This window comes from Neorhizobium tomejilense (assembly GCF_964254135.1).
GTDB lineage: Bacteria > Pseudomonadota > Alphaproteobacteria > Rhizobiales > Rhizobiaceae > Neorhizobium > Neorhizobium tomejilense.
The window spans coordinates 1,607,693-1,629,510 of sequence record NZ_CAXUSO020000001.1 but is presented as its reverse complement, the minus strand read 5'-3'; the positions used below and the strand labels follow the sequence as shown (position 1 = coordinate 1,629,510).

General features: G+C 61.0%; 21 protein-coding genes. 10 read left to right on the top strand and 11 right to left on the bottom strand.

Translation table 11 applies throughout. The features are described 5' to 3' along the window. Nucleotides 1-33 precede the first annotated feature (33 nt). Nucleotides 34-885, bottom strand: a complete 852-nt coding sequence (locus tag ACSQ3G_RS08350; RefSeq protein ID WP_436109665.1) for a hypothetical protein — start codon at nt 883-885, stop codon at nt 34-36. A 315-nt stretch (nt 886-1,200) separates the two neighbouring features. Here ACSQ3G_RS08350 and ACSQ3G_RS08345 point away from each other — a divergent pair, with 315 nt between their 5' ends. Beyond that, on the top strand, nt 1,201-1,410 hold the full coding sequence (locus ACSQ3G_RS08345) for a hypothetical protein (RefSeq protein ID WP_436109664.1): 210 nt from the start codon (nt 1,201-1,203) through the stop codon (nt 1,408-1,410). Nucleotides 1,411-1,460: 50 nt separating this feature from the next. Here ACSQ3G_RS08345 and ACSQ3G_RS08340 read toward each other — a convergent pair whose 3' ends face one another. Further along, complete coding sequence (locus tag ACSQ3G_RS08340) at nt 1,461-2,999, bottom strand: tyrosine-type recombinase/integrase (RefSeq protein WP_436109663.1); 1,539 nt, start codon at nt 2,997-2,999, stop codon at nt 1,461-1,463. Between the two features lie 1,196 nt (nt 3,000-4,195). Here ACSQ3G_RS08340 and ACSQ3G_RS08335 point away from each other — a divergent pair. The 3 genes from ACSQ3G_RS08335 (at nt 4,196) to ACSQ3G_RS08325 (ending at nt 6,267) form a co-directional block, all read left to right on the top strand. After that, complete coding sequence (locus ACSQ3G_RS08335; protein ID WP_436109662.1) at nt 4,196-5,737, top strand: DegQ family serine endoprotease; 1,542 nt, start codon at nt 4,196-4,198, stop codon at nt 5,735-5,737. 157 nt (nt 5,738-5,894) lie between these two features. Continuing rightward, nucleotides 5,895-6,020, top strand: a complete 126-nt coding sequence (locus ACSQ3G_RS08330) for a hypothetical protein (protein WP_436109661.1) — start codon at nt 5,895-5,897, stop codon at nt 6,018-6,020. A 67-nt stretch (nt 6,021-6,087) separates the two neighbouring features. Then, nucleotides 6,088-6,267: a hypothetical protein gene (locus ACSQ3G_RS08325; protein WP_105416084.1), complete on the top strand. Its 180-nt coding sequence runs from the start codon at nt 6,088-6,090 to the stop codon at nt 6,265-6,267. A gap of 83 nt (nt 6,268-6,350) precedes the next feature. Here ACSQ3G_RS08325 and ACSQ3G_RS08320 read toward each other — a convergent pair whose 3' ends face one another. Next, nucleotides 6,351-6,611: a DUF2171 domain-containing protein gene (locus ACSQ3G_RS08320; RefSeq protein ID WP_436109660.1), complete on the bottom strand. Its 261-nt coding sequence runs from the start codon at nt 6,609-6,611 to the stop codon at nt 6,351-6,353. A gap of 503 nt (nt 6,612-7,114) precedes the next feature. Between ACSQ3G_RS08320 and ACSQ3G_RS08315 the strand changes: the two genes are divergently transcribed. The 4 genes from ACSQ3G_RS08315 to ACSQ3G_RS08300 all read left to right on the top strand — a co-directional run bounded on the left by ACSQ3G_RS08315 (nt 7,115) and on the right by ACSQ3G_RS08300 (nt 11,070). Next, nucleotides 7,115-8,401: an efflux RND transporter periplasmic adaptor subunit gene (locus tag ACSQ3G_RS08315; RefSeq protein WP_436109659.1), complete on the top strand. Its 1,287-nt coding sequence runs from the start codon at nt 7,115-7,117 to the stop codon at nt 8,399-8,401. A gap of 11 nt (nt 8,402-8,412) precedes the next feature. Beyond that, a complete protein-coding gene (locus tag ACSQ3G_RS08310) occupies nt 8,413-9,129 on the top strand; it encodes an ABC transporter ATP-binding protein (protein ID WP_436109658.1) in 717 nt (238 codons plus the stop codon). After that, the gene (locus ACSQ3G_RS08305) at nt 9,119-10,324 is read left to right on the top strand and encodes an ABC transporter permease (protein ID WP_105440579.1); all 1,206 of its coding nucleotides are present in this window, start codon (nt 9,119-9,121) and stop codon (nt 10,322-10,324) included. Before ACSQ3G_RS08310 ends, ACSQ3G_RS08305 begins: the two co-directional genes overlap by 11 nt. A 122-nt stretch (nt 10,325-10,446) precedes the next feature. Next, nucleotides 10,447-11,070, top strand: coding sequence for a GntR family transcriptional regulator (locus tag ACSQ3G_RS08300; RefSeq protein ID WP_436109657.1), 624 nt, complete (start codon nt 10,447-10,449; stop codon nt 11,068-11,070). Nucleotides 11,071-11,075: 5 nt separating this feature from the next. On the opposite strand, the gene sufA is transcribed toward ACSQ3G_RS08300, so the two are convergent. From sufA to ACSQ3G_RS08265, 7 genes are all read right to left on the bottom strand, one after another. Further along, on the bottom strand, nt 11,076-11,465 hold the full coding sequence (sufA, locus tag ACSQ3G_RS08295) for a Fe-S cluster assembly scaffold SufA (protein WP_046667102.1): 390 nt from the start codon (nt 11,463-11,465) through the stop codon (nt 11,076-11,078). Nucleotides 11,466-11,542: 77 nt separating this feature from the next. Continuing rightward, nucleotides 11,543-11,923 carry an SUF system Fe-S cluster assembly protein gene (locus ACSQ3G_RS08290; protein ID WP_038586774.1) on the bottom strand — a complete coding sequence of 127 codons (381 nt, stop codon included), beginning with the start codon at nt 11,921-11,923 and terminating at the stop codon, nt 11,543-11,545. An 11-nt stretch (nt 11,924-11,934) separates the two neighbouring features. Then, complete coding sequence (locus ACSQ3G_RS08285) at nt 11,935-13,176, bottom strand: cysteine desulfurase (RefSeq protein ID WP_436109656.1); 1,242 nt, start codon at nt 13,174-13,176, stop codon at nt 11,935-11,937. A 13-nt stretch (nt 13,177-13,189) separates the two neighbouring features. Continuing rightward, on the bottom strand, nt 13,190-14,464 hold the full coding sequence (sufD, locus tag ACSQ3G_RS08280; protein WP_436109655.1) for a Fe-S cluster assembly protein SufD: 1,275 nt from the start codon (nt 14,462-14,464) through the stop codon (nt 13,190-13,192). Between the two features lie 24 nt (nt 14,465-14,488). Further along, the gene (gene sufC, locus ACSQ3G_RS08275) at nt 14,489-15,244 is read right to left on the bottom strand and encodes a Fe-S cluster assembly ATPase SufC (RefSeq protein WP_436109654.1); all 756 of its coding nucleotides are present in this window, start codon (nt 15,242-15,244) and stop codon (nt 14,489-14,491) included. A gap of 63 nt (nt 15,245-15,307) precedes the next feature. Beyond that, on the bottom strand, nt 15,308-16,777 hold the full coding sequence (sufB, locus tag ACSQ3G_RS08270) for a Fe-S cluster assembly protein SufB (protein WP_105401464.1): 1,470 nt from the start codon (nt 16,775-16,777) through the stop codon (nt 15,308-15,310). Nucleotides 16,778-16,925: 148 nt separating this feature from the next. Then, a complete protein-coding gene (locus tag ACSQ3G_RS08265; protein ID WP_436109653.1) occupies nt 16,926-18,092 on the bottom strand; it encodes a cysteine desulfurase family protein in 1,167 nt (388 codons plus the stop codon). Between the two features lie 242 nt (nt 18,093-18,334). Here ACSQ3G_RS08265 and ACSQ3G_RS08260 point away from each other — a divergent pair, with 242 nt between their 5' ends. Beyond that, nucleotides 18,335-19,012: an alpha/beta hydrolase gene (locus tag ACSQ3G_RS08260; protein ID WP_105401381.1), complete on the top strand. Its 678-nt coding sequence runs from the start codon at nt 18,335-18,337 to the stop codon at nt 19,010-19,012. A gap of 56 nt (nt 19,013-19,068) precedes the next feature. Here the strand turns inward: ACSQ3G_RS08260 and ACSQ3G_RS08255 are convergent, their stop codons facing one another. Continuing rightward, nucleotides 19,069-20,256, bottom strand: a complete 1,188-nt coding sequence (locus ACSQ3G_RS08255; protein ID WP_436109652.1) for a GGDEF domain-containing protein — start codon at nt 20,254-20,256, stop codon at nt 19,069-19,071. A 266-nt stretch (nt 20,257-20,522) separates the two neighbouring features. Here ACSQ3G_RS08255 and tyrS point away from each other — a divergent pair, with 266 nt between their 5' ends. Further along, nucleotides 20,523-21,776: a tyrosine--tRNA ligase gene (tyrS, locus tag ACSQ3G_RS08250; RefSeq protein ID WP_436109651.1), complete on the top strand. Its 1,254-nt coding sequence runs from the start codon at nt 20,523-20,525 to the stop codon at nt 21,774-21,776. The last annotated feature ends 42 nt before the right edge of the window (nt 21,777-21,818 follow it).

Sequence of the window (21,818 nt, the reverse complement as noted above, 5' to 3'; positions counted from 1 at the left end):
CCTCATGAGCAGCGCTTGAGGCCGAAGATCAAATCAGCTGTAATATGTCTTACCTCTCGGCGTCTCCGGCACTGGCGGCATTGGCAGTCCTGTGATGCCGAGCAGGTCGTCGAATGTATGCGGCGGTTTTACAGCTAGCCAGCTCTCGAAGACCTTCCAGCTTCCGATCTGGACGCCCCGGCTGTCGTGACCGCCGTACTCCATTTTCACGGCCCTCAGGAATTCCAGAAGCGGCGGCGTGCCGGCCGCCCGGGATTTCAGATTTTCGAGAGCCTCGCCGAAGAGACGCTCGGAGATCTCCTTTGAGCCGCTCGTCATTTCGAACACCTCGCGCAGAACGATCACGCGGATGTGGTGCAGCGCATTGTCCTGAGCCGTCTGCTCGATCCGCTCGGCGATGTACTTCATGTACCTGTCAATCCGCTCGAGCTGTTTGACGTGGTCGAGATACCCGTGGACCTCGGGCGGCAGAAGGTCACGAACGAGATCGCGTGTGTATTCGCTCCGTGGCTCGGAGTTGTACTCTTTGAAGCCGACGGCCGCCTCGACGACTACGCCGTAAGCCAGCCCCTCGTCTAGCTGTTGAAGCTCGCTGACTTCATGGACTTGCGGACCCGACCACATCAGGGCATTCCTGGTGAACTTTCGATAGCCCTGTAACTGCTCCCGCAGGTCGGCCTCGCGCGTGTCCATCGTGCCGAGGAAGTATTTCCCTGCGGCCGCCGCGGCTCCGCTAGGGATCGCCTTCGTGAAGTCGCCGTAACCCTCGAACTGGTAGATCAGCTCGTTGATCGCGAGCGAGAACACGGCAATCCAAAATGTCCAATAGGCAACCTGGAGCGCAACATCCCAGGTCAGCAAGTCTTTCCAGTCAGATTGATGCATTCGCGCCTATGTCCCCCCTGTTCCCCGGCAACGTAGCATGGAGATTTCTCGTCGGCTATTTCTCGATGCTCTGATGTCCGGCATGATCTGAAAGTCACCGTTGCAGTTGTTGGCTGCCACCGCGAAAGCAGTCGGTAGCGAGGTATAAGGCCTCGCCATAGGTGGGCATTGCCACGGGTCGTGCTTGATGCCGATCGCTTTGGGGGACCTACACGCCCCCTAACTGCATCGCCATTTTTCTCGTCGGCCAAATTTGATGTGGGCAATTCCGCGTCAAAATATCCGTTACGCCGCTTTTGGCGCACGGACATTTCCATGAAAACATTCAACTCTCTTCTTCAACTCGCCGTCACGGTGACTGTGTTCACGCTCATCATCTCGTCCTTCATGCGGATCGAACTCTTTCCGGAATGGATCGACGACATACTCAACGACCTGATCAACCTTTACGTCGGATACACCTTTGCTCACCTGGTAATCCGCTGGCGCTGTAAGCGGGCCGCGAAGCGCGAAGCGATGGCATGACCGGAAGCTAATCGCGACTAGGATGGCCCTCTTCGGAGGGCCTTTTCATTTCAGTCGTCTGGGTCGTGGTCGGCCGTCGGATCAAAGTTCCCCTCCATCTCCGCCCGCATCACGTCGAAATACTCCTCCGAATGCTCCGCCAGCATCTTCTCGTACTCGAACGCGTCCTCGAGTTCCCAGGGAGAATAGTCGCCGTCGAACTTCGGATCATACGACCGCAGGAGCAGCTCCTGGTAGGCTCTCAGTACCTTGAACTTCTCGCGCAACAACGGATTCAGGTTGTAGATCGCTTGCGAGACGCTCTCGGCACCCTCGTTCCGATGTGTCACTAGCTCGACCGATTTCTCGGATGCGAACCCGAATCTGGTCCAGTCGCCGAGATGCGTCGTGAATGCTCGGCGCAGGTCGTGGCTGCCCGCGAAGGTCTTCGGCAGCGGACCGCCCTCAGCCCTCGCGCGGTCTGTCACGTCGGAAATCGTGCTGTCCGACAGGTGGCCGTCGCGATTGTCCTTTCCCTTACCTTTCTTCAATTGCGGAAACAGGAACTTGTTGTCCTCGCGCGTCCTTTTCAACTGTTCGTAGACAACGGACGATGCCAGCTCAGGAAGCGGAATGGCGCGGAAGGCACCCATTTTATCAGGCCCGAGCGCCCAGACGTATGCCCACGGCTTCCGGGGTGTCCGCACGAACTGTTTCTTGAAGCTTCGCAGGACCGTCGCGATACGCTGACCGGTCAGCATCTGGAGCTGAAGCGCTGCCTTTGAACAGTCCTTGGTAATGCGATCCTCGTGCATCCAGTGGTATGCGAATCTATAGAGGACCTTCGGGCTTGCCAACCTCGCCTTGACCAAGGTGTCAGGATTAATGTCCCTTGCGTCCTGCGTCGGCATCGTCGGACGGTCGACCAGCTTGGCAATGTTAGCTGAGAGGCCGGATCGCTTTCTCTCCTTGGCGGCCCACGAGAAACACGTACGGATCGCGCTGTAAGTCAAAATGGCTTGAGGGTAGTTCGTACTTTTGGTCGCATCCTTCTTGTCCCGCCCTCGTTCGATCATACGATCGATGACATCTTTCAGGTCGTCAGGCGTGATCGATTTGATCGGCATTTTCAGCAGCGGTTTAAAGTCATGGTAGATAGGTCCGCCTTCCGTGACACCGAGCGACGAGACGGCATTCGTGTAGCTCCGATGGCTGAGCGTCTTTTTCACGTGTTCCAGGTACGCGTCGCGGAGCATCTCCCAGCTCCACTCACCATCCTTCAGCCCGGCCTTGTTCTCGGCGAGTTCGACATCGTGTTCGCCGCCTACGACCTCGGCAATTAGATGCGTCGGATCGAGGCCCTCTTTTTTCGCGTGCTTGATCTTTGGAATAAGCGCGCGGATCGTCGGCAGCTGCTCGGGAGTGAAATAGGCGACGGGGGCAATGGACACCTTGAAGTGTTCCGTCATGCACCAGAAAAACGCCGTGCCACTTTTGACACGGATGGCGAGGCCTGGCGCGTCCGTGTCCCGATACTCCACGCTCTCCCGCTTCTTCGCCGCGTTCTTCGCCGCCGCCATTGTATTTCCGTCGATCCTGACCCGCGCCATTCTGACCCTTCCTGACCCTGCTTTTTTCGAGGGTCAGCATAGGGTCAGCCGTCGGAAAAGCCAAATCGTTGACACGAGGCATGCGGTTTTCCCGTGTGCTGGGTTAATATTTTCAAAAAACAATGTAATATCAGGATGTTGTGATGATCTTAGATCTGAGACTGACGTCGGCCGATAGGGGAAACAAGGTGCTAGAAATCAAAAACGACTAACTTTTAATCAGTAGGTCTCGGGTTCGAACCCCGACGCTCTCACCATACTCAAATTAAGTCATACGCTTAAACGGACACCAATGCGGTTTCAGTGGTTTGGTGCGCTTAGGCCAAGGCTCCGTGCGCCGCCTCGGTTGCAGTGGCGGGTGGAATCGCTGCGCCTGCTTCGTCACAATGTGGGTGGACGAAGTCCGGCCGGTCTGTCACAAGCCGATCAGGACGCGACTGCCGTTAACTTTAGAACGGGGTCGGGCGACCGATTGACGTCACGTCGCTGCCACGAGATCACGTCGGCCGTCCTTTTCTAGATCCGGTCCTGGATCGGGGACGCTCAAACGCATCGAAAAAGCGCCGCCTCACCCATTACAATTTGCTCATCTTCAGAGCGGATGCCATTCATTACAGTCAGGTCACGTTTGCGGCTGCAAACCGCGGGCGGGCGAAAACTCCGGGTGCAGCGTCAAACCCTTGAAATATCTTATTTCGCGAGATCAAGGGCGTCTCCGGAGCGGAGCATTTGGCCTAAAATTCGGCAGATGGGGCCTTCCAAACCTTATTTATTATTAAGCTGACCTTCCAGGCTTAGAGGCGTATTTCTGTCTTCAAGACTGAATGCTGCCGACGGCCGGAGAGGTCGTGACGGCAGAGCCAGTTTCACAACCGTTTGCCGAAGGTGGAGCTCAGATATGCGCTCGCTCGTCCCGATAAATCAGCCTTCCCTCGTATCGCCGGCGCCCTGCCCGGTCATGCACCTCACCGGACCGCCCGACGATCGACGTCGATAATCACGCGTTCGAAGCCGCTTCACCCGCCGTCCCGTGAACCGGTTTCTGATGCAACGCTTGCCCGCAAAGCCGGCTTTTCAGCTTCGTAAATTTCCAGAACCCCAACCGATCGGCCGCGCTCACCCGCGCGGCTCCGATCCTGTTCGCCCCAATGCGCCGCCTCCCGTCGCAAGGGCTGCAGTTTGAAAGGAAGACCTCCATGTCAAATATCCTTCGCAGACATCGGATCGCGGCACTTCTTGGCGCCGCCATCGTCGCGGTCCCGCTCTCCGCGCCAGTCATTCTCGGCACCAACGCGGCGCAGGCGGCAACCACGGCGACAACTGCTGCCGGCTCCGTTTCGGGCATCGTCGCTCCGGCTGGTTCGTTCGCACCGATCGTTTTCGCCGACAAACCGGCCGTCGTCACCATCACCACCACGATGAAGGCGCAAAACGTCGCTTCGGACGACGGCACGCCCTTGGACGACAATTCGCCGTTCGACGAGCAGTTCCGGCAGTTCTTCGGCCAGCAGGGCATTCCCGTGCCGCGCCATATGCCGCAGCAGCGCCAGGCTCCCCGGACCGAAGCCCTCGGCTCCGGCTTTGTCGTCACGGCCGACGGTTACATCGTCACCAACAATCACGTGATCGACAACGCCATCGATATCAAGGTGACGCTCGACGACGGCACCGACGTGCCGGCCAAGCTGATCGGCGCCGACGCGAAATCCGATCTCGCCGTCATCAAGATCAACGCGCCGAAGCCGCTGGCGACGATCGCCTGGGGCGATTCGGACAAGCTCAATGCCGGCGACCAGATTCTGGCGATCGGCAATCCGTTCGGCATTGGCACGACCGTCACCGCCGGCATCGTTTCGGCCCGCGGTCGCGATCTCCACAGCGGCCCCTATGACGATTTCATCCAGATCGATGCACCGATCAACCATGGCAATTCCGGCGGCCCGCTGGTCGATCTCGAAGGCAAGGTCGTCGGCATCAACACGGCGATCTATTCCCCCAACGGCGGCAGCGTCGGGGTCGGCTTTGCCATCCCGTCCGACCAGGCCCAAAAGGTCGTCGCCAAGCTGATGAAGGACGGCTCGATCGAGCATGGCTCCATCGGCGTGCAGATCCAGCCGGTGACGGCGGATGTGGCGAGCGCCATAGGCCTCGACAAGCCGGAAGGCGCGCTGGTCGCCAATGTCAATGATGACACGCCGGCCGCCAAGGCCGGCATCCGGACCGGCGACGTCATCACCGCGCTCGGCGGCCAGCAGATCAAGTCGCCGCGGGATCTGTCGCGCATGGTCGCCGACCTGACGCCCGGCGCCAAGGAGGGCCTGACCGTCTGGCGTCAGGGCCAAAGCCGCAATCTCAGCATCACGGTTGGCGGCAATGAGCCCGACCAGCAGCAGGCTTCCACTGACAATGGCGACAAGTCCATGCAGGGTGCGCAGCGCGTTCCGACCATCGGCATCGGTCTTGCCGACCTCACACCGGATATCCGCGAGGCGCTTAACCTGCCGCGTCGGGACAATGGTGCCGTGATCGAAAGCGTCGCCCCCGACAAGCCGGCTGCCGACGCCGGCCTGCAGCCCGGGGATATCATCGTCTCGATCAACCAGCAGCCCGTGAAGTCGGCCAAGGATGCCAAGGCGGCGGTCGCGGAAGCCGGCAAATCCGGGCGTAAGTCCGTCCTGCTCCTCATCCAACGTGGTGAGAACCAGACCTTCGTCGCGGTCCCCTTCTCGATCGGCTGAATACGGCCTCGCCTTATCTTCTCGCCGCCGCCCGGTTGTCGCGACCGGGTGGCGGTCGTTTGGTCAGGCCCACACTCCCCTCCAACGCGGCGACGAGTTCCGCACCACCGGAACCTTCGCAGACGGAAGACGTTTGCCCGGCCGAAGGAGCGTCTTTATGCGCATTATATTCGTGGTCATGATCGTTTCGGTGCTCAGCATCCTGGCATTCAAATATGCCGACCAGTCGCTTGGCGGTGGCGACATCATGGCTTCACCCACGGAACTCTCAGTCCAGAACTGACACGATGGCGTGAGGCCGGAACCTTCCTGTTTTCCGGGGGTTGTCAGGCTATAGAGGAGCCGTAGTCATGAGCGCCCAGAATGTCCTGATTGCCTTGGGATCCGCCATCGCGGGCGGCCTGGTCGTCGCCCTTCTGATGCATCCCGCCGGACCGACCGCCAGCACGAAGTCGGACCGCCTGAGCGGACCTCCGGCAGAGACCGCCTTCCTGCCGGAACGCTTCGGCGTTCCAGGTTCAGCACACTGATCGCGACGCGGTAAAATTAGGATCTGAAATACGAAAAGGCCGGCGCCTCTTTCCAGGCGCCGGCCTTTTTTATGTCCAACCGATCAATGAACGGCCTTGCCGCCCTCTTCTTCTTCGAATGTCACCGCGACATCGCCGTCTGCCGAAAGACGAACTCTGTCCCCTTCGATATCGGCGACCAGTTCCAGCGGAATGAAGTGATGGTGGCCTCGATGGCCGCCCTCGCCGCTGTCCTTCTTCGTCAGCTTGATACGGCCGCCTTCGACGCGGTCGACCGTTCCAACATGGGCGCCATCCGCGCCGATGACTTCGGCGTGTTCCTTGATTCTTGCAGCATCGATCATGGGAAATCTCCTTTTCTGCGTTTCGACAACGCATGAATGGGAATATCGATGCATGCTCTTCGAAATTGAGAGACTGTCACAAAACAGGCCACTCGCGGAGAACGGCCGGAACGGCTGCCCACGCTTTCCGATCGAGTGTACCTTTGGCTTTATTGGCCAGGGTAAACACAAGATCATCGACGGCGTAGCAGACGCCGCGGTTTTTCAGAATAGCTGCGAACGCCCAAGCCAACACAGAGAATTTTCCAACCATAATACCGACATTATACCCGTGTATTTACGATACCATTACTATTACTAGGCTGTAAGTCTATGGCGAAACTGAAATTATTCTTACGATCCCCAGGTTACCGATATTTAAGTTTTATCATCTCCGGTTTCATGTCATTGAGAGAGCAGAAGAATTCCCTCCGGCGACCACGCTTCCGGCGGACTTGCGCCGCAGGACGGCGCAGCGGGAGATTTAGTCCCGGTTGTATCGCTACCCAGCAAAGGACAGACCGTTGAACGTGCAGAACAGCCCCGACCCGGCAACAAAGACCAGCGGCACGCCTGATCTCGCCGCGATCCTGGCCACTTCGGGAAACCAGCGCAAGAAGCGCCGCTGGGTCTGGCCGACGGTCCTTGTCGTTGCCGTTGCCGCCGCGGCTGGTGCCTACAGCTATTTCGGCAGCAGCGGCCCGCGCTACGACTACACCACCCAACCGGCAAAGCGCGGCGGCCTCTCGGTCATCGTCACGGCGACCGGCTCGGTCCAGCCGACCGATCAGGTGGACATATCGAGCGAATTGTCGGGCACTGTCCGCAAGGTCAATGTCAGCTACAACAGTGCGGTGAAACAGGGCGACGTGCTCGCCGAACTCGATACCAACAAGCAGGAAGCGGATGTCCAGAGCGCCCGCGCCCAGTTGGCTTCGGCAAGGGCCAACGTGCTGAAGGCCGAAGCGGAAGCTGCCTCGGCCAAAAATTCGCTCGACCGCCTGACCGGCCTCGTCAGCAACCGCATTTCGACCCAGCAGGAGCTGGACGCGGCGAAATTCACCTATGATTCGGCGCTCGCCACCAAGGCCGTCAACGAGGCATCGGTTCTTTCCGCCGAAGCCAATCTGCGGCTCTCGGAGCTCAATCTTCTGAAGCTCAAGATCGTTTCGCCGATCGACGGGATCGTGCTGACCCGCGACGTGGATCCGGGCGCGACCGTCGCGTCCTCGCTGAATGCGCCGGTGCTCTTTACCATCGCCGGCGACCTGAAGCGCATGGAACTGCAGGTCGCCGTCGACGAGGCGGATGTCGGCCACGTCCAGGAAGGCCAGTCGGCGAAATTCTCGGTCGACGCCTATCCCGATCGCAACTTTCCTGCCACCATCCAGGCGGTGCGCTTTGCATCCGAAACCGTCTCCAACGTCGTCACCTACAAGGCAATCCTGACGGTCGACAACGCCGACCTGCTGCTGCGTCCCGGCATGACGGCAACTGCGGACATCACCGTGCAATCGGTCACCGACGCGCTCCTCGTGCCGAACGCGGCGCTGCGCTACTCACCGCCGACCACAGTGCGCAGCCGCGGCAATTTCCTCACTCGGCTCTTCGCACCGCCCCGACCGCGCGGTAATCGCGGTGGCGACAATGCCTCGAGTGCAGGGCGTGCCGTCTGGGTGCTGCGCGCCGGCGTGCCGACACGGGTTCAGGTCGAGACCGGCCCGACCGACGGGCAGTTCACGGTGCTGAAATCCGGCGAGGTCAAGCAAGGCGATCTGCTGATCACGGACGCCGTCGCCCGCGCGAGCTGAGGAGGGTTTTGATGACGCTCCCTCCCATCATCGCCTTCAGGCAGGTCTCGAAGTTCTACGGGCACGGCGAGGCGACGATCCGTGCGCTCGATCATATCGACCTGTCGATCACAGCGGGCGAGTTCGTATCGATCATGGGTCCGTCCGGTTCCGGCAAGTCCACGGCGATGAACATCATCGGCGGGCTCGACCTGCCTTCATCCGGTGAATATCTGTTCCAGGGCATTCCGACGAGCGGCTTCGACCGCGCGCAGCTGACGCTGCTGCGGCGTCATATGCTCGGCTTCGTGTTCCAGGGGTTCAACCTTCTCGCCCGCACGTCCGCCGTCGAGAATGTCGAACTGCCGCTGGTCTATCGGGGCATGGATCACCGCGAGCGGCGCAGTCGGGCGATGATTGCGCTGGAACAGGTGGGCCTCAAGGGCCGCGAAGGGCACACGACCCAGGAACTGTCGGGAGGCCAGCAGCAGCGCGTGGCGATTGCGCGGGCCATCGTCACCGATCCCGCAGTGCTGCTCGCCGACGAGCCGACCGGCAATCTCGATACCAGGACCAGTGCAGAGATCATGGAGCTGATTACCCGGCTCAACCGCGACAACGGCATCACCGTGATCATGGTCACTCATGAGGAGGACATCGCTGCCTATGGCAAGCGGCTGCTGCGCTTCGTCGACGGGCATCTCGCCTCGGATCAGGCGCAGGCCAAGGAGCACGATCATGTTCTTTGAGACGGCGAAACTGGCCTGGCGGGCGATCAGCCGCAACATGCTGCGTTCCTTCCTCACCGTGCTCGGCGTCGTCATCGGCGTTGCGGCGGTCATCGCCATGGTGACGGTCGGCAACGGCACGACGGCGAAGGTCCAGGCCGAACTTTCCCGCCTCGGCACCAACACGCTGTTCGTCCGTCCGGGTCAATGGGGACCGGGACGCGCCAGCAGCGAGGCCAAGCGCTTCAACGACAAGGATGTCCTGGCGATCCAGGAACAGGTGGCCGGGCTTCGCGCCGTGGCGCCCGTGAACCGCGGAACGGCGACCGTGATTGCCGGCGGCGCCAACCATTCGTCGAGCGTGATCGGCACCAACAATGATTATCTGATCGCCCAGGACTGGGATCTGTCGCTCGGCCGGTCATTCCTCGCCAACGAGGACCGTGGCAGCCAGGCTGCCTGCATCATCGGCGAGACGGTGCGCAAGGAACTCTTTGGCGCGGCCAATCCGGTCGGGCAGAATATCCGCGTCAGCAATATCGCCTGCCCGGTGGTCGGCGTGCTCGCCGTCAAGGGCCAGTCCGGCATGGGCGACGACCAGGACGACACGGTCATCATGCCGTTGAAACTCCACCAGCGGCGGATCGGCGGCACGACGACGATCAGCAGCATCATCCTGTCGGCGCAGGACGGCGTGGCGACCACAAAAGTCCAGTCGGATGTCGAAAGCCTGCTACGCGAGCGGCGCAGGATCGCGATCGGCCGCGAGGACGACTTCTCGGTCAACGACATGTCGCAGATCGCCGCGGCGATGACCGGCACGACGGTGCTGCTGACCGGCCTCCTCGGCGCTGTCGCGGCCGTGAGCCTGCTGGTCGGCGGCATCGGCATCATGAACATCATGCTGGTTTCGGTCACCGAACGCACCCGCGAGATCGGCATTCGCCTCGCGATCGGTGCGCTTGAGCGGCAGGTGCTGACCCAGTTCCTCGTCGAGGCGGTGATGCTGTCGATCTTCGGCGGCGTCAGCGGCATCGTTGCCGGCCTTGCGCTTGCCTATGGCGTCGTCAGCTTCCTCGGCGTGCCCTTCGTCGCCAGCCCGACGATCATCCTGCTTGCCTTTGCCTTCTCGGCGGCGATCGGCATGGTGTTCGGGTATTTCCCCGCGCGGCGTGCGGCGCAGCTCAATCCGATTGAAGCGCTCCGCCACGAATGACCGGGGCACTTCTGGCCGCCGAGGGCGCCGACGACCAACTGTATACCGCGGACTGATATATCAACTCGGCTTGCCATCCCAAATGCGACATGTCACCGTCTGATATATCAGAGAGGAACGCCATGACATCCGAAGCAGAATCGCTCAGCAGACAGGCCTATCACCGGCTTGAAAGCATGATCGTCACCATGAAGCTGCCGCCCGGCGCGCTGGTTACGGAAAAGCAGCTCATCGGTCTTGCGGGCCAAGGCCGCACACCGGTGCGCGAAGCGATCCAGAAACTCGAATGGCAGGGATTGATGCGGGTGCGCCCGCGCGTCGGGCTGCAGGTCACTGAGATCATCGAGAGCGACCACGAAAACATCATGCAGGTGCGGCGCCAGCTTGAACCGGTTGCAGCAGCCTTGGTGGCGGAACATGCCAGCGATGAGCAACGCAGCGCCCTGCTCGACTGCGCCAAGGCAATGGGTGCCGCAGCGGCGACCGGTGACATTCACGGCTTCCTGGATGCCGACAAGCGCTTCGACGAGGTTCTGGAGGAGGCCTGCCCCAACCGGTTCCTGACCTCGGCGCTGGCGCCGCTCCAGACCCATTCCAGGCGGCGGTGGTTTTCGACGGCCTCTATCGAACGGCTGGATCAGGCTGTGACCCAGCATGTCGCCGTCATCCGCGCCATCCGGGCGGGCGACGTCGAAGCGGCACGAAGAGCGATGGAGACGCTCCTCGCCCATCTGACGAATTCATGAAGTAATCAGGCGTGGACTTCGGCTTCGCGCTGCTTTGCGAGCGCAGCGAGATCCGCGGGCTTCAGCTCGACCGACTCGCCGCAGCCGCAGGCGGACGTCTGGTTCGGATTGACGAAGGTGAAGCCTGAGCGCATCTGCGTGACTTCGAAATCCATCTGGGTGCCGAGGAGATAAAGCACGGCGGAAGGCTCGATCCAGACGCTCGCGCCGTCGTACTCGATCATGTCGTCCTTGGCATTGGGCTCGGTGACGAGATCGACCGTGTACTCCATGCCGGCGCAGCCGCCCTTCTTGATCCCGACACGCAGGCCCTTGGCCTCTGGTCCGGAATTGGCGACGAGCTGCTTGACGCGGGTCGCGGCGGCATCGGTCATGGTCATAATGGCGAAGCCCATGGGCTCATTCTCCTTCCGCACACGGATTCAAGGTCCGGTGTTTCACGATTCAAATGTAGTACCGACCGATTAATCGATCAATACCAGCCGACAGCCACCTGGGCTTCTTCGGACATGCGCTCCGGCGTCCACGGCGGATCGAAGGTCATCTCGACTTCGACGCCGGACACGCCTTCGACGGCGCCGACGGCGTTTTCCACCCAGCCCGGCATTTCGCCGGCGACCGGGCAGCCTGGCGCAGTCAGCGTCATCATGATCTTCACCATGCGGTCGTCCTCGATGTCGATCTTGTAGATCAGACCGAGTTCGAAGATGTCGGCGGGGATTTCCGGATCATAGACCGTTTTCAGCGCTCCGATCACGTCGTCGCTCAATCGCGCCAACTCATCGGCCGGAATAGCGGATTGGATCAGTCCTTCGCGGGCGTCCCACTTCAATTCCGTTTCATCGGCGGCCATGGCAATAGTCCTCAAGCAAAGAAATTTCGCGCGTAGTCGAGCGCATCGGCCAGCGCATCCACTTCGGCACGGGTATTATACATGCCGAACGATGCCCTGCATGTGGAGGTGACGCCGAAGCGCTTCAAGAGCGGCATGGCGCAATGGGTGCCGGCGCGGACCGCCACGCCCTTTCGGTCGATCACCATCGAGACGTCATGGGCATGGATGCCGGCGAGCTCGAAGGAAAAGATGCCGCCCTTGCCGGGCGCATTGCCGATGATCCGCAGCGAGTTGATAGCGCGCAGGCGTTCGGCAGCGTAGGCGGCCAGGTCCGCTTCGTGGCGGGCGATCGCGGCGCGGCCGATCTTGTCCATGTAGTCGAGCGCGTAACCGAGCCCGATCGCCTGGACGATCGGTGGCGTACCCGCCTCGAAACGATGCGGCGGATCGTTATACGTGACGATATCCTCGGTGACGTCGACGATCATCTCGCCGCCGCCCTGGAACGGCCGCATCTCCTTCAACCGGTCCGACTTGCCGTACAGCACGCCGATGCCGGACGGACCGTAAAGCTTGTGGCCGGTCATCACGTACCAGTCGCAATCGATGTCGCGGACATCCACCGGCATGTGCACGGCGCCCTGGCTGCCGTCGATCAGAACCGGAATGCCACGCTCATGGGCGATGCGGCAGACTTCCTTGACCGGAACCACGGTGCCGAGCGCGTTCGACATATGGGTGATGGCGACCAGCTTGGTCTTTTCGGTGAGAGACTTTTCGAAATCCTCGATATGGAAGGCACCCTCGTCGTCGACCGGCACCCAGACGAGCTTGGCGCCCTGCCGCTCGCGGATGAAATGCCAGGGCACGATATTGGAATGGTGCTCCATGATCGTCACGACGATCTCGTCGTCGGCACCGATATTCGGCATGCCCCAGCCGTAGGCGACCGTGTTGATCGCCTCGGTCGAATTCTTGGTGAAGACGATCTCGTCCACCGAACCGGCATTCAGGAACCGGCGCACCTTTTCGCGCGACGCCTCATAGGCTTCGGTCGCGGCATTCGAGAGGAAATGCAGGCCGCGATGGACGTTCGCATATTCGCTGGAATAGGCGTGGCTGATCGCGTCGATAACCACCTGCGGCTTCTGGGCAGAGGCGCCGTTGTCGAGATAGACCAGCGGCTTGCCGTGCACCATCGTCGACAGGATCGGAAAATCCCGGCGGATCGCTTCCACATCGTAGGTCGTCGAGGGTGCACTCTGGTCCATGTCAGGCCCCTTCTCAGGCGTGTTTTTCAAGCCAGGCCGAGATGACGCCTTCCAGCGCCTCGACCAGCTTTTCTTCCTCGAGTTCCTCGACGATCTCGGCAACGAAGGCATTGACCAGCATGGCCCGTGCCTTGTTTTCGGGAACGCCGCGCGCCATCAGGTAGAAGAGATGGCTGCTCTCGATATCGGCAACCGTCGCGCCATGGCCGCAGACCACGTCGTCGGCGAAGATTTCGAGCTCGGGCTTGGCCGAGAACCCGCCATCATCGGTCAACAGAAGCGTGTTGCAGGACATCTTGGCGTCTGTCTTCTGGGCATCCGGAGCGACCCGGATCATGCCCTGGAAAACGCCGTTGGCGCGGTCGAACACGACGTTGCGGATGATTTCCGTCGAGTTGGTGTTCGGCACGTTGTGGCCGAGAACCAGCGTGACGTCGGTGTGGCTTTCGGCGCCGAGCAGGTTGACACCGCGCAACGTCAGTTCGGCACCCTCGCCGGCCACGTCGATGCGCAGTTCCTGGCGCACCAGCTTGCCGCCGGCATTGATGACGAACAGGCGCAGCTTGGCATCGGTGCCGAGCTTTACGCGGATCTGGCCGAGATGGGTGTCCTCTGCGGCCTGCTGCTGCAGGATGATCCAGGTGATGTCAGCGCCGTCCTCCAGCGCGATGTCACTGATCGAGGACACCAGCGCCGAACCCTCTGCCACCGACCGGTGACGCTCGATGATCGTCGCCTTCGAAGCAGCGCCGAACGAGACCGGGAAGCGCGTATGGACCTGGCCCGCGCCGTGCAGGGCCTGCAGTTCGATCGGCGCATACAATTCCGTATTGGCCGGAATGGTGATCGCATAACCATCGCGCACGAAGCTGCCGTTGATGCGGCCGATCGCGTCGTCCTTGTCGAGCGCCGTCAGGCCGGCTGCGGCCGAACCGTCGGCGAGCCTGTCCCTGAAGAGCGCGATCTCGACGCCGTCAACGGCGGCCTTCGCATCGGCAGTCCCCTGCAGGATCGAAAGGACCTTCGATCCCTCGACCAGAGGCGCAGCCGGATCGATTGCCGAAACGGTAGCGGCGTCCGGCAGGATGCGCAGCAGGTTCTTGAGGTCGGTATAATGCCAGGCCTCGATGCGGCGTGTCGGCAGGCCGGACTTCTTGAGATCGTCCAGAAGCCGGTCCCGCGTGCCGATCACGGCGCCATTGCCCGGCAGGTCGCCGATCTGCGCGCCGAAGGCTTCGACCAGCGCGGTTTCCGCAGCCGTGAGGCGGCTTGTCGTCTGCATGTTCATGACAACATCCTTCCCTGGGGCCGCTTAAGCCGCTTCCCCGATGATATCGGCATAGCCGTTCTCTTCCAGCTCAAGCGCGAGCGCCTTGTCGCCGGAACGGATGATCTGGCCCTTGTAGAGTACGTGGACCGTGTCCGGTACGATGTAGTCGAGCAGGCGCTGGTAGTGGGTGATGACGATGGTGGCGCGGTCCGGCGACTTCAGCGCGTTGACGCCGTCGGCAACGATCTTCAGCGCGTCGATGTCGAGGCCGCTGTCGGTCTCGTCGAGGATGCAAAGCTTCGGCTCGAGCAGCGCCATCTGCAGGATTTCGGCGCGCTTCTTTTCGCCGCCGGAAAAACCGACGTTGAGCGGACGGCGCAGCATGGCCTGGTCGATCTTCAGCTTCTCGGCGGCTTCCTTGACGCGGCGGATGAAGTCCGGCGTCGTCAGTTCGGCTTCGCCACGCGCCTTGCGCTGCTCGTTTATCGCGACCTTCAGAAACTGCATGGTGGCGACGCCCGGAATTTCGAGCGGGTACTGAAAAGCGAGGAAAATACCCTTGGACGCACGCTCGGCCGGGTCGAGTTCCAGGATGCTCTCGCCATTATAGAGGATATCGCCCTCGGTGACTTCGTAATCCTGGCGGCCTGCGAGGATATAGGACAGCGTCGACTTGCCGGAGCCGTTCGGGCCCATGACGGCAGCAACTTCGCCAGCCTTCACGGTGAGGTTGAGGCCGCGGATGATCTCGGTGCCGTCTTCGGCGATACGGGCGTGCAGGTTCTTGATCTCAAGCATGTTTCTTATCCTTCCGGATTTATTCGGTGACGCGTCAGTGCGCGATATTCGGACAGCGGGCCATCAGCCCACAGAACCCTCGAGCGAGATGCCGATCAGCTTCTGTGCCTCGACGGCGAATTCCATCGGCAACTGCTGGATGACGTCCTTGACGAAGCCGTTGACGATCAGGGCGATGGCTTCCTCTTCGGGAATGCCGCGCTGCATGACGTAGAACTTCTGGTCCTCGGAAATCTTCGAGGTCGTCGCTTCGTGCTCGATCTGTGCCGATGCGTTCTTCACGTCGATATAGGGCACGGTGTGCGCACCGCACTGGTCACCGATCAGGAGCGAATCGCAATTGGTGAAGTTGCGGGCATTGGAAGCCCGGCGGTTGATCGACACCTGGCCGCGATACGTATTGTTCGAATTGCCGGCGGAAATGCCCTTGGAGATGATGCGGCTCGACGTGTTCTTGCCGAGATGGATCATCTTGGTGCCGCTGTCGATCTGCTGATAACCGTTGGAAACGGCGATCGAATAGAACTCGCCGCGGCTATCGTCGCCGCGAAGAATGCAGCTCGGATATTTCCAGGTGATCGCCGAACCGGTCTCGACCTGCGTCCACGAGATCTTCGAGCGGGCGCCGCGGCAATCGCCGCGCTTGGTGACGAAGTTGTAGATGCCGCCCTTGCCCTGGGCATCGCCCGGGTACCAGTTCTGCACCGTCGAATACTTGATTTCAGCATCGTCGAGGGCGATGAGTTCGACCACGGCGGCGTGAAGCTGGTTCTCGTCACGCTGAGGAGCCGTGCAGCCTTCGAGGTAGGAAACGTAAGCGCCTTCCTCGGCGATGATCAGCGTGCGCTCAAACTGGCCGGTGTTCTTTTCGTTGATTCGGAAATAGGTGGACAGCTCCATCGGGCACCGTACGCCCTTCGGCACGAAGACGAAGGAACCGTCGGTGAACACGGCGGCGTTCAGCGTCGCATAGAAATTGTCCGAGGTCGGAACCACCGAACCCAGGTATTTCTTGATCAGCTCAGGATGTTCGCGGATTGCCTCGGAGATCGACATGAAGATCACGCCGGCCTTCTGCAGTTCCTTCTTGAACGTGGTCACGACCGAGACGGAATCGAAGACGGCATCGACGGCGACCCGGGGCGTCTCGACGCCAGCCAGAATCTCCTGTTCGCGCAGCGGAATCCCGAGCTTCTCGTAGACCCTCAACAGTTCCGGATCGACTTCTTCGAGCGACTTCGGGCCGGCGCTGCTTTTCGGCGCAGCATAATAGTAGAGGTCGTTGAAGTCGATCTTCGGATATTCGACGCGTGCCCAGGTGGGCTCTTCCATGGTCAGCCAGCGACGATAGGCGTCAAGACGCCATTCCAGCATCCATTCCGGCTCCTGCTTCTTGGCCGAGATGAAACGGATGATATCTTCCGAAAGACCCTTTGGCGCCTTGTCCACTTCGATGACGGTTTCGAAACCGTATTTGTACTGGTCCACATCGATTAGGCGAACCTGATCGATTGTTTCCTGCACGGCAGCCATGTTCATACTCCAATTCTTGCCGGTTCAAATTCCGGCAATTCTTGTCATCAATCCGGGGGGACAATTGCCTCCCTTATGTAGGCGCCAGAAGGCGGTTTTCACACCTTTTGGCAAGCGGAAATTTGCGCATGCGCAATTTTGGAAGCGGTCACGCCGCCTCGCCCGCCGGTTTTCGCCGGCCGGCAATCTTTGCGAAGGCGGCCAGCGCCCGCGCGATATCATCTTCCGTCGTGTCGACGCCGAGCGAAATCCGCAGAGCACCGAGCTTCGGATCATGCCCCATCGCGGTCAAAACATGGCTTTCGCCAACCTTTCCGGCCGAGCAGGCGGAGCCGGCGGACAGAGCGATGCCTTCGAGATCGAAAGCGATCTGGCCGGTCTCCGACTTCAGCCCCGGCAAAGTGAAAAAGCAGGTATTCGCTACGCGCAGAACTCCCTCGCCATAGATGATCGCATCGGGCGCCGCCTGGCGCATTCCCGCTTCCAGCCGGTTGCGCAACTCTTCGATCGCGCCATTGCGGTCATGAAGGTTTTCGCGCATTGCCTGGGCCGCCGCGCCGAACCCGACGATGGCATGGAAATTCTCGGTGCCGGAGCGATGGCCCTTTTCCTGGCCGCCGCCGCGGATCAGCGGTTTCGGCATCAGCACTTCGCCCCGCGAGACGAGCGCGCCGACGCCCTTCGGACCGCCGATCTTGTGCGACGACAGGATCAGGAAATCCGCATCCAACGCATTGATGTCCACCGGAATGCGGCCGACCGCCTGCACGGCGTCCACCACCATCAGGCCGCCATGGGCATGGGCGATCGCGGCCGCTTCCCGCACGGGCTGGATGATGCCAGTCTCGTTGTTCACCAGCATCACGGCGACCATCGGCATGCCGGTGCTGCCGTCGTGTTCGGCCAGCAGCGCCTCAAGTGCGGAAAGATCGACGACACCCGCCGGCATCACCGGCACTTCGGTCACCCGGGCCGGATCAAAGCGACCGCCCTCGCGGATCGCGGGATGCTCGATCGCCGAAACATAGACGCGACCCATCGTCAAAGGCGCCCGGCCCATGCGGAAATCCGGAGTCAGGACGTGATTGGCCGCTTCCGTCGCGCCGCTGACGAACGTCACATGCGCGGGCTCTGCATCGACCAGCGCCGCCACCTGCCGGCGCGCCTTGTCGATTGCCGCACGTGCCGCCCTGCCCTCGCCATGAACCGACGAGGCATTTCCCGGCAACTGCAGCGCATCCAGCATGGCGGCGCGGGCCGGCGCGCTCAAGGGCGCCGTGGCGTTCCAGTCCAGATATGTGCGGTTCAGCGCCATTGCCTGATCGGCTTCCGTTTCTAGATAGATGTTGAATTACAGATGGGGCGGACGGGGACCCGCATTTTCCTTGAAATTTCCGTCGGCCTTGCCGTAAGAGACATCGCATCGGGCGCGCATCCAGCATGCAGCCCAAAGTTTCGAATGGTTCTAAACTGAGTTTTAGAAAAGCTGAGCGGCTTCGTCAAGTCCAACTCGACGTGATACTCGTCTAGAACCTGAACATATTGACCGGAGTACCGATGCCCGAAGTCATTTTCAACGGCCCAGCCGGCCGCCTTGAAGGTCGTTACCAGCCATCCAGGGAAAAGAGCGCCCCGATCGCCATCATCCTGCACCCGCATCCGCAGTTTGGCGGCACGATGAACAACCAGATCGTCTACCAGCTCTTTTACATGTTCCAGAAGCGCGGTTTTACGACATTGCGGTTCAATTTCCGCGGTATCGGACGTAGTCAGGGCGAATTCGACCATGGCGCCGGCGAACTTTCGGATGCGGCCTCGGCGCTTGACTGGGTGCAGAGCCTGCATCCCGATTCGAAGAGCTGTTGGGTCGCCGGTTATTCCTTCGGCGCCTGGATCGGCATGCAGCTTCTGATGCGCCGTCCCGAGATCGAGGGTTTCATGTCGATCGCGCCGCAGCCTAACATCTACGACTTCTCGTTCCTCGCCCCCTGCCCGTCGTCCGGCCTGATCATCAACGGCGACAGCGACAAGGTGGCGCCCGAAAAGGACGTCAACGGGCTCGTGGAAAAGCTGAAGACGCAGAAGGGCATCCTGATCACCCACCGGATGGTCGAGGGCGCCAATCACTTCTTCAACGCTCAGGTGGACACGCTGATGGCCGAATGCGAGGATTATCTCGACCGTCGCCTCAACGGCGAACTGGTGCCGGAACCGGCGGCCAAGCGCATTCGCTGATCACTTTCCAGAACTGTTGGTAAAAACTACCGGAATGGCCGCCTCGGCGGCCATTTTCATTTGACGGCTTTGATCGATTTCGGCTGCGGGGAGCCGATGTGCGGCGCCTGCCTGACGCGGTTGCGGCCGGAACGCTTGGCTTCGTAGAGAGCGGCATCGGCGTCCCGCATCGCCCCTGCAAGATCGCCGCCCGGCGCAAGCTCCGCCACGCCGAAACTCGCGGTTACCGCGAAAGAAGACGGAAGCCCGCTTACAGCCATCTCCATCGTCCCGCCCCTGAGCGCCTGCGCAGACAGTGTCGCCATGTCGAGCGTCGTGCTCGGCAGGAAGATCGCGAATTCTTCGCCCCCGATACGGCCGACCACCGCATTCTTGGCAGCACTTGTCTGCAACAGATCGCCGAAGGCCTGGATCACAAGGTCGCCGACGTGGTGGCCATAGGTGTCGTTGATGCGCTTGAAATGATCGAGATCGCAGATAATGACCGCGTGCGCGGCCTTCGGCGCCAGCGCCATCGCGGCCTTGACGCCATTCTCGAAGCCGCGGCGATTGGCGAGACCTGAAAGCGCATCCTTTTCCGAATTGCTGCGCTCGTCCGCCATGATCTCCAGGACCAGAACCGACAGCAGCGTCAATCCGACCGCGACCATCAGCACCGCCGTCGAGCTTTGCGAGATCAGCGCGTAGTTGGTGCCGATATAATCCTTGGCGGTCGTGCCCGCCCCCGCGATCACCGCAAGGCTCGCCTTGGCGAAGAAATGCAGGCCGGTCGCCAGCAGCAGATAACCAAGCGCCCGATCGATCGCCAGCCGGCGGGTCGATGAAAAAATGGCCGCCGCACTCGAAAGGAGCGCCAATGCAAACGGTGCCTGGTAGGAAAAGGCATGTGCGGCCGTTCCGCGCGGCAGGTCGTAGATCAGCAGGTCGAGGCAGATGCCCGCCGCCAGGAAACAGCCAGCCCAGACGGGCGCGATCTTCCCGCCGTAGAGAGTGCCGATACCGATCCTGAGCAAGGTCATGCCGGCGAGCACCGATGCGAAGGCGCTGATTGCCCAGAATTTCGTGAGATACGCATAGGCGACCAGCAATTCGCAGACGGACGAGAGCGAGGCGACCGTAAAAGCGGCGGCAAACCAGAGCGCAGCCGTCCGCGAGCGGCTGCGCGTGGAAACCACAACGAAAACCGCGCCGAAGCATATGGCGATGATAAAATTCACCGCGAGGAAAAAGGCAGCCCCGTTCATCAGCCCATCAGTGCAGGAGACCTGCACACCACCCGGTTACCGTGTCCGGGCCGGATGTTAAAAGCGTATGAAACAAGAAACCGTTAATGCATAAACTGCCTTTTCGCCCTCACTATTGCGTCTCGGGAACTGCATGGTCCCTTGCTGACCGCCGCCCATTCGTCGTGCTGATCACACCCAACATCACTTTTGAAGTGATTACCGGCAAAAACAGTGCTAGAGGCGCGGCCACATATCCCAAAACCCCACCCTGCCAGAGTTAGATCATGTCCAGGTTCAAGTCCGATTTCCTCCGCACGCTCGACGAGCGCGGTTTCATCCACCAGGTCTCCGACGAGACCGGGCTCGACGAACTGTTTTCCAAGGAAATCGTCACCGGCTATATCGGCTTCGACCCGACGGCGCCGAGCCTGCACGCCGGCAGCCTGATCCAGATCATGATGCTGCACTGGATGCAGAAGACCGGCCACCGGCCGATCTCGCTGATGGGCGGCGGCACCGGCATGGTCGGCGACCCCTCGTTCAAGGACGAAGCCCGCCAGCTGATGACCATCGACACGATCGAAGGCAATATCGCTTCGATCAAGCGCGTCTTCTCGAACTATCTCGCCTATGGCGAAGGTCCGAAGGATGCACTGATGATCAACAATGCCGACTGGCTGCGCAGCCTCAACTACCTCGAATTCCTGCGCGACGTCGGCCGGCATTTCTCGGTCAACCGGATGCTGTCGTTCGAAAGCGTCAAGACGCGCCTCGATCGCGAGCAGTCGCTGTCCTTCCTGGAATTCAACTACATGATCCTCCAGGCCTATGACTTCGTGGAACTGGCCAAGCGGACCGGCTGCCGGCTGCAGATGGGCGGCTCGGACCAGTGGGGCAATATCGTCAACGGTATCGACCTCGGTCACCGCATGGGGACGCAGCAGCTTTTCGCGCTGACTTCGCCGCTCCTGACCACGTCTTCCGGCGCCAAGATGGGCAAGTCGGCGACTGGCGCCATCTGGCTCAACCCGGACATGCTGTCGGCCTATGATTTCTGGCAATACTGGCGCAACACCGAGGATGCCGACGTCCCGCGCTTCCTGAAGCTTTACACAACGCTGCCGATGGACGAGATCGCGCGGCTTTCAGCGCTCGGCGGCTCGGAGATCAACGAGGTCAAGAAGATCCTCGCAACCGAAATCACGGCCATCCTGCATGGTCGCACAGCTGCGGAAGAAGCGGCAGAGACCGCCCGCAAGACGTTCGAGGAAGGCGGGCTTTCCGAAAACCTGCCGTCGGTCGAGGTTCCCACCGCCGATCTCGAAGCCGGGATCGGCCTCCTGTCGCTGATCGTGCGCGCCGGCCTTGCCGGCTCGAACGGTGAAGCACGCCGTCACGTCCAGGGCGGCGCGGTGCGCATCAACGACCAGGCAGTCAGCGACGAACGCATGACCATCGGCACCGGCGAAATCACCGGCGACGGCGTCATCAAGCTCTCGCTCGGCAAGAAAAAGCACATCCTGGTGCGTCCGGCCTGAACTGCTCTCTTTGGCAATGAATTGAAACGGGCCGCTTTCGCG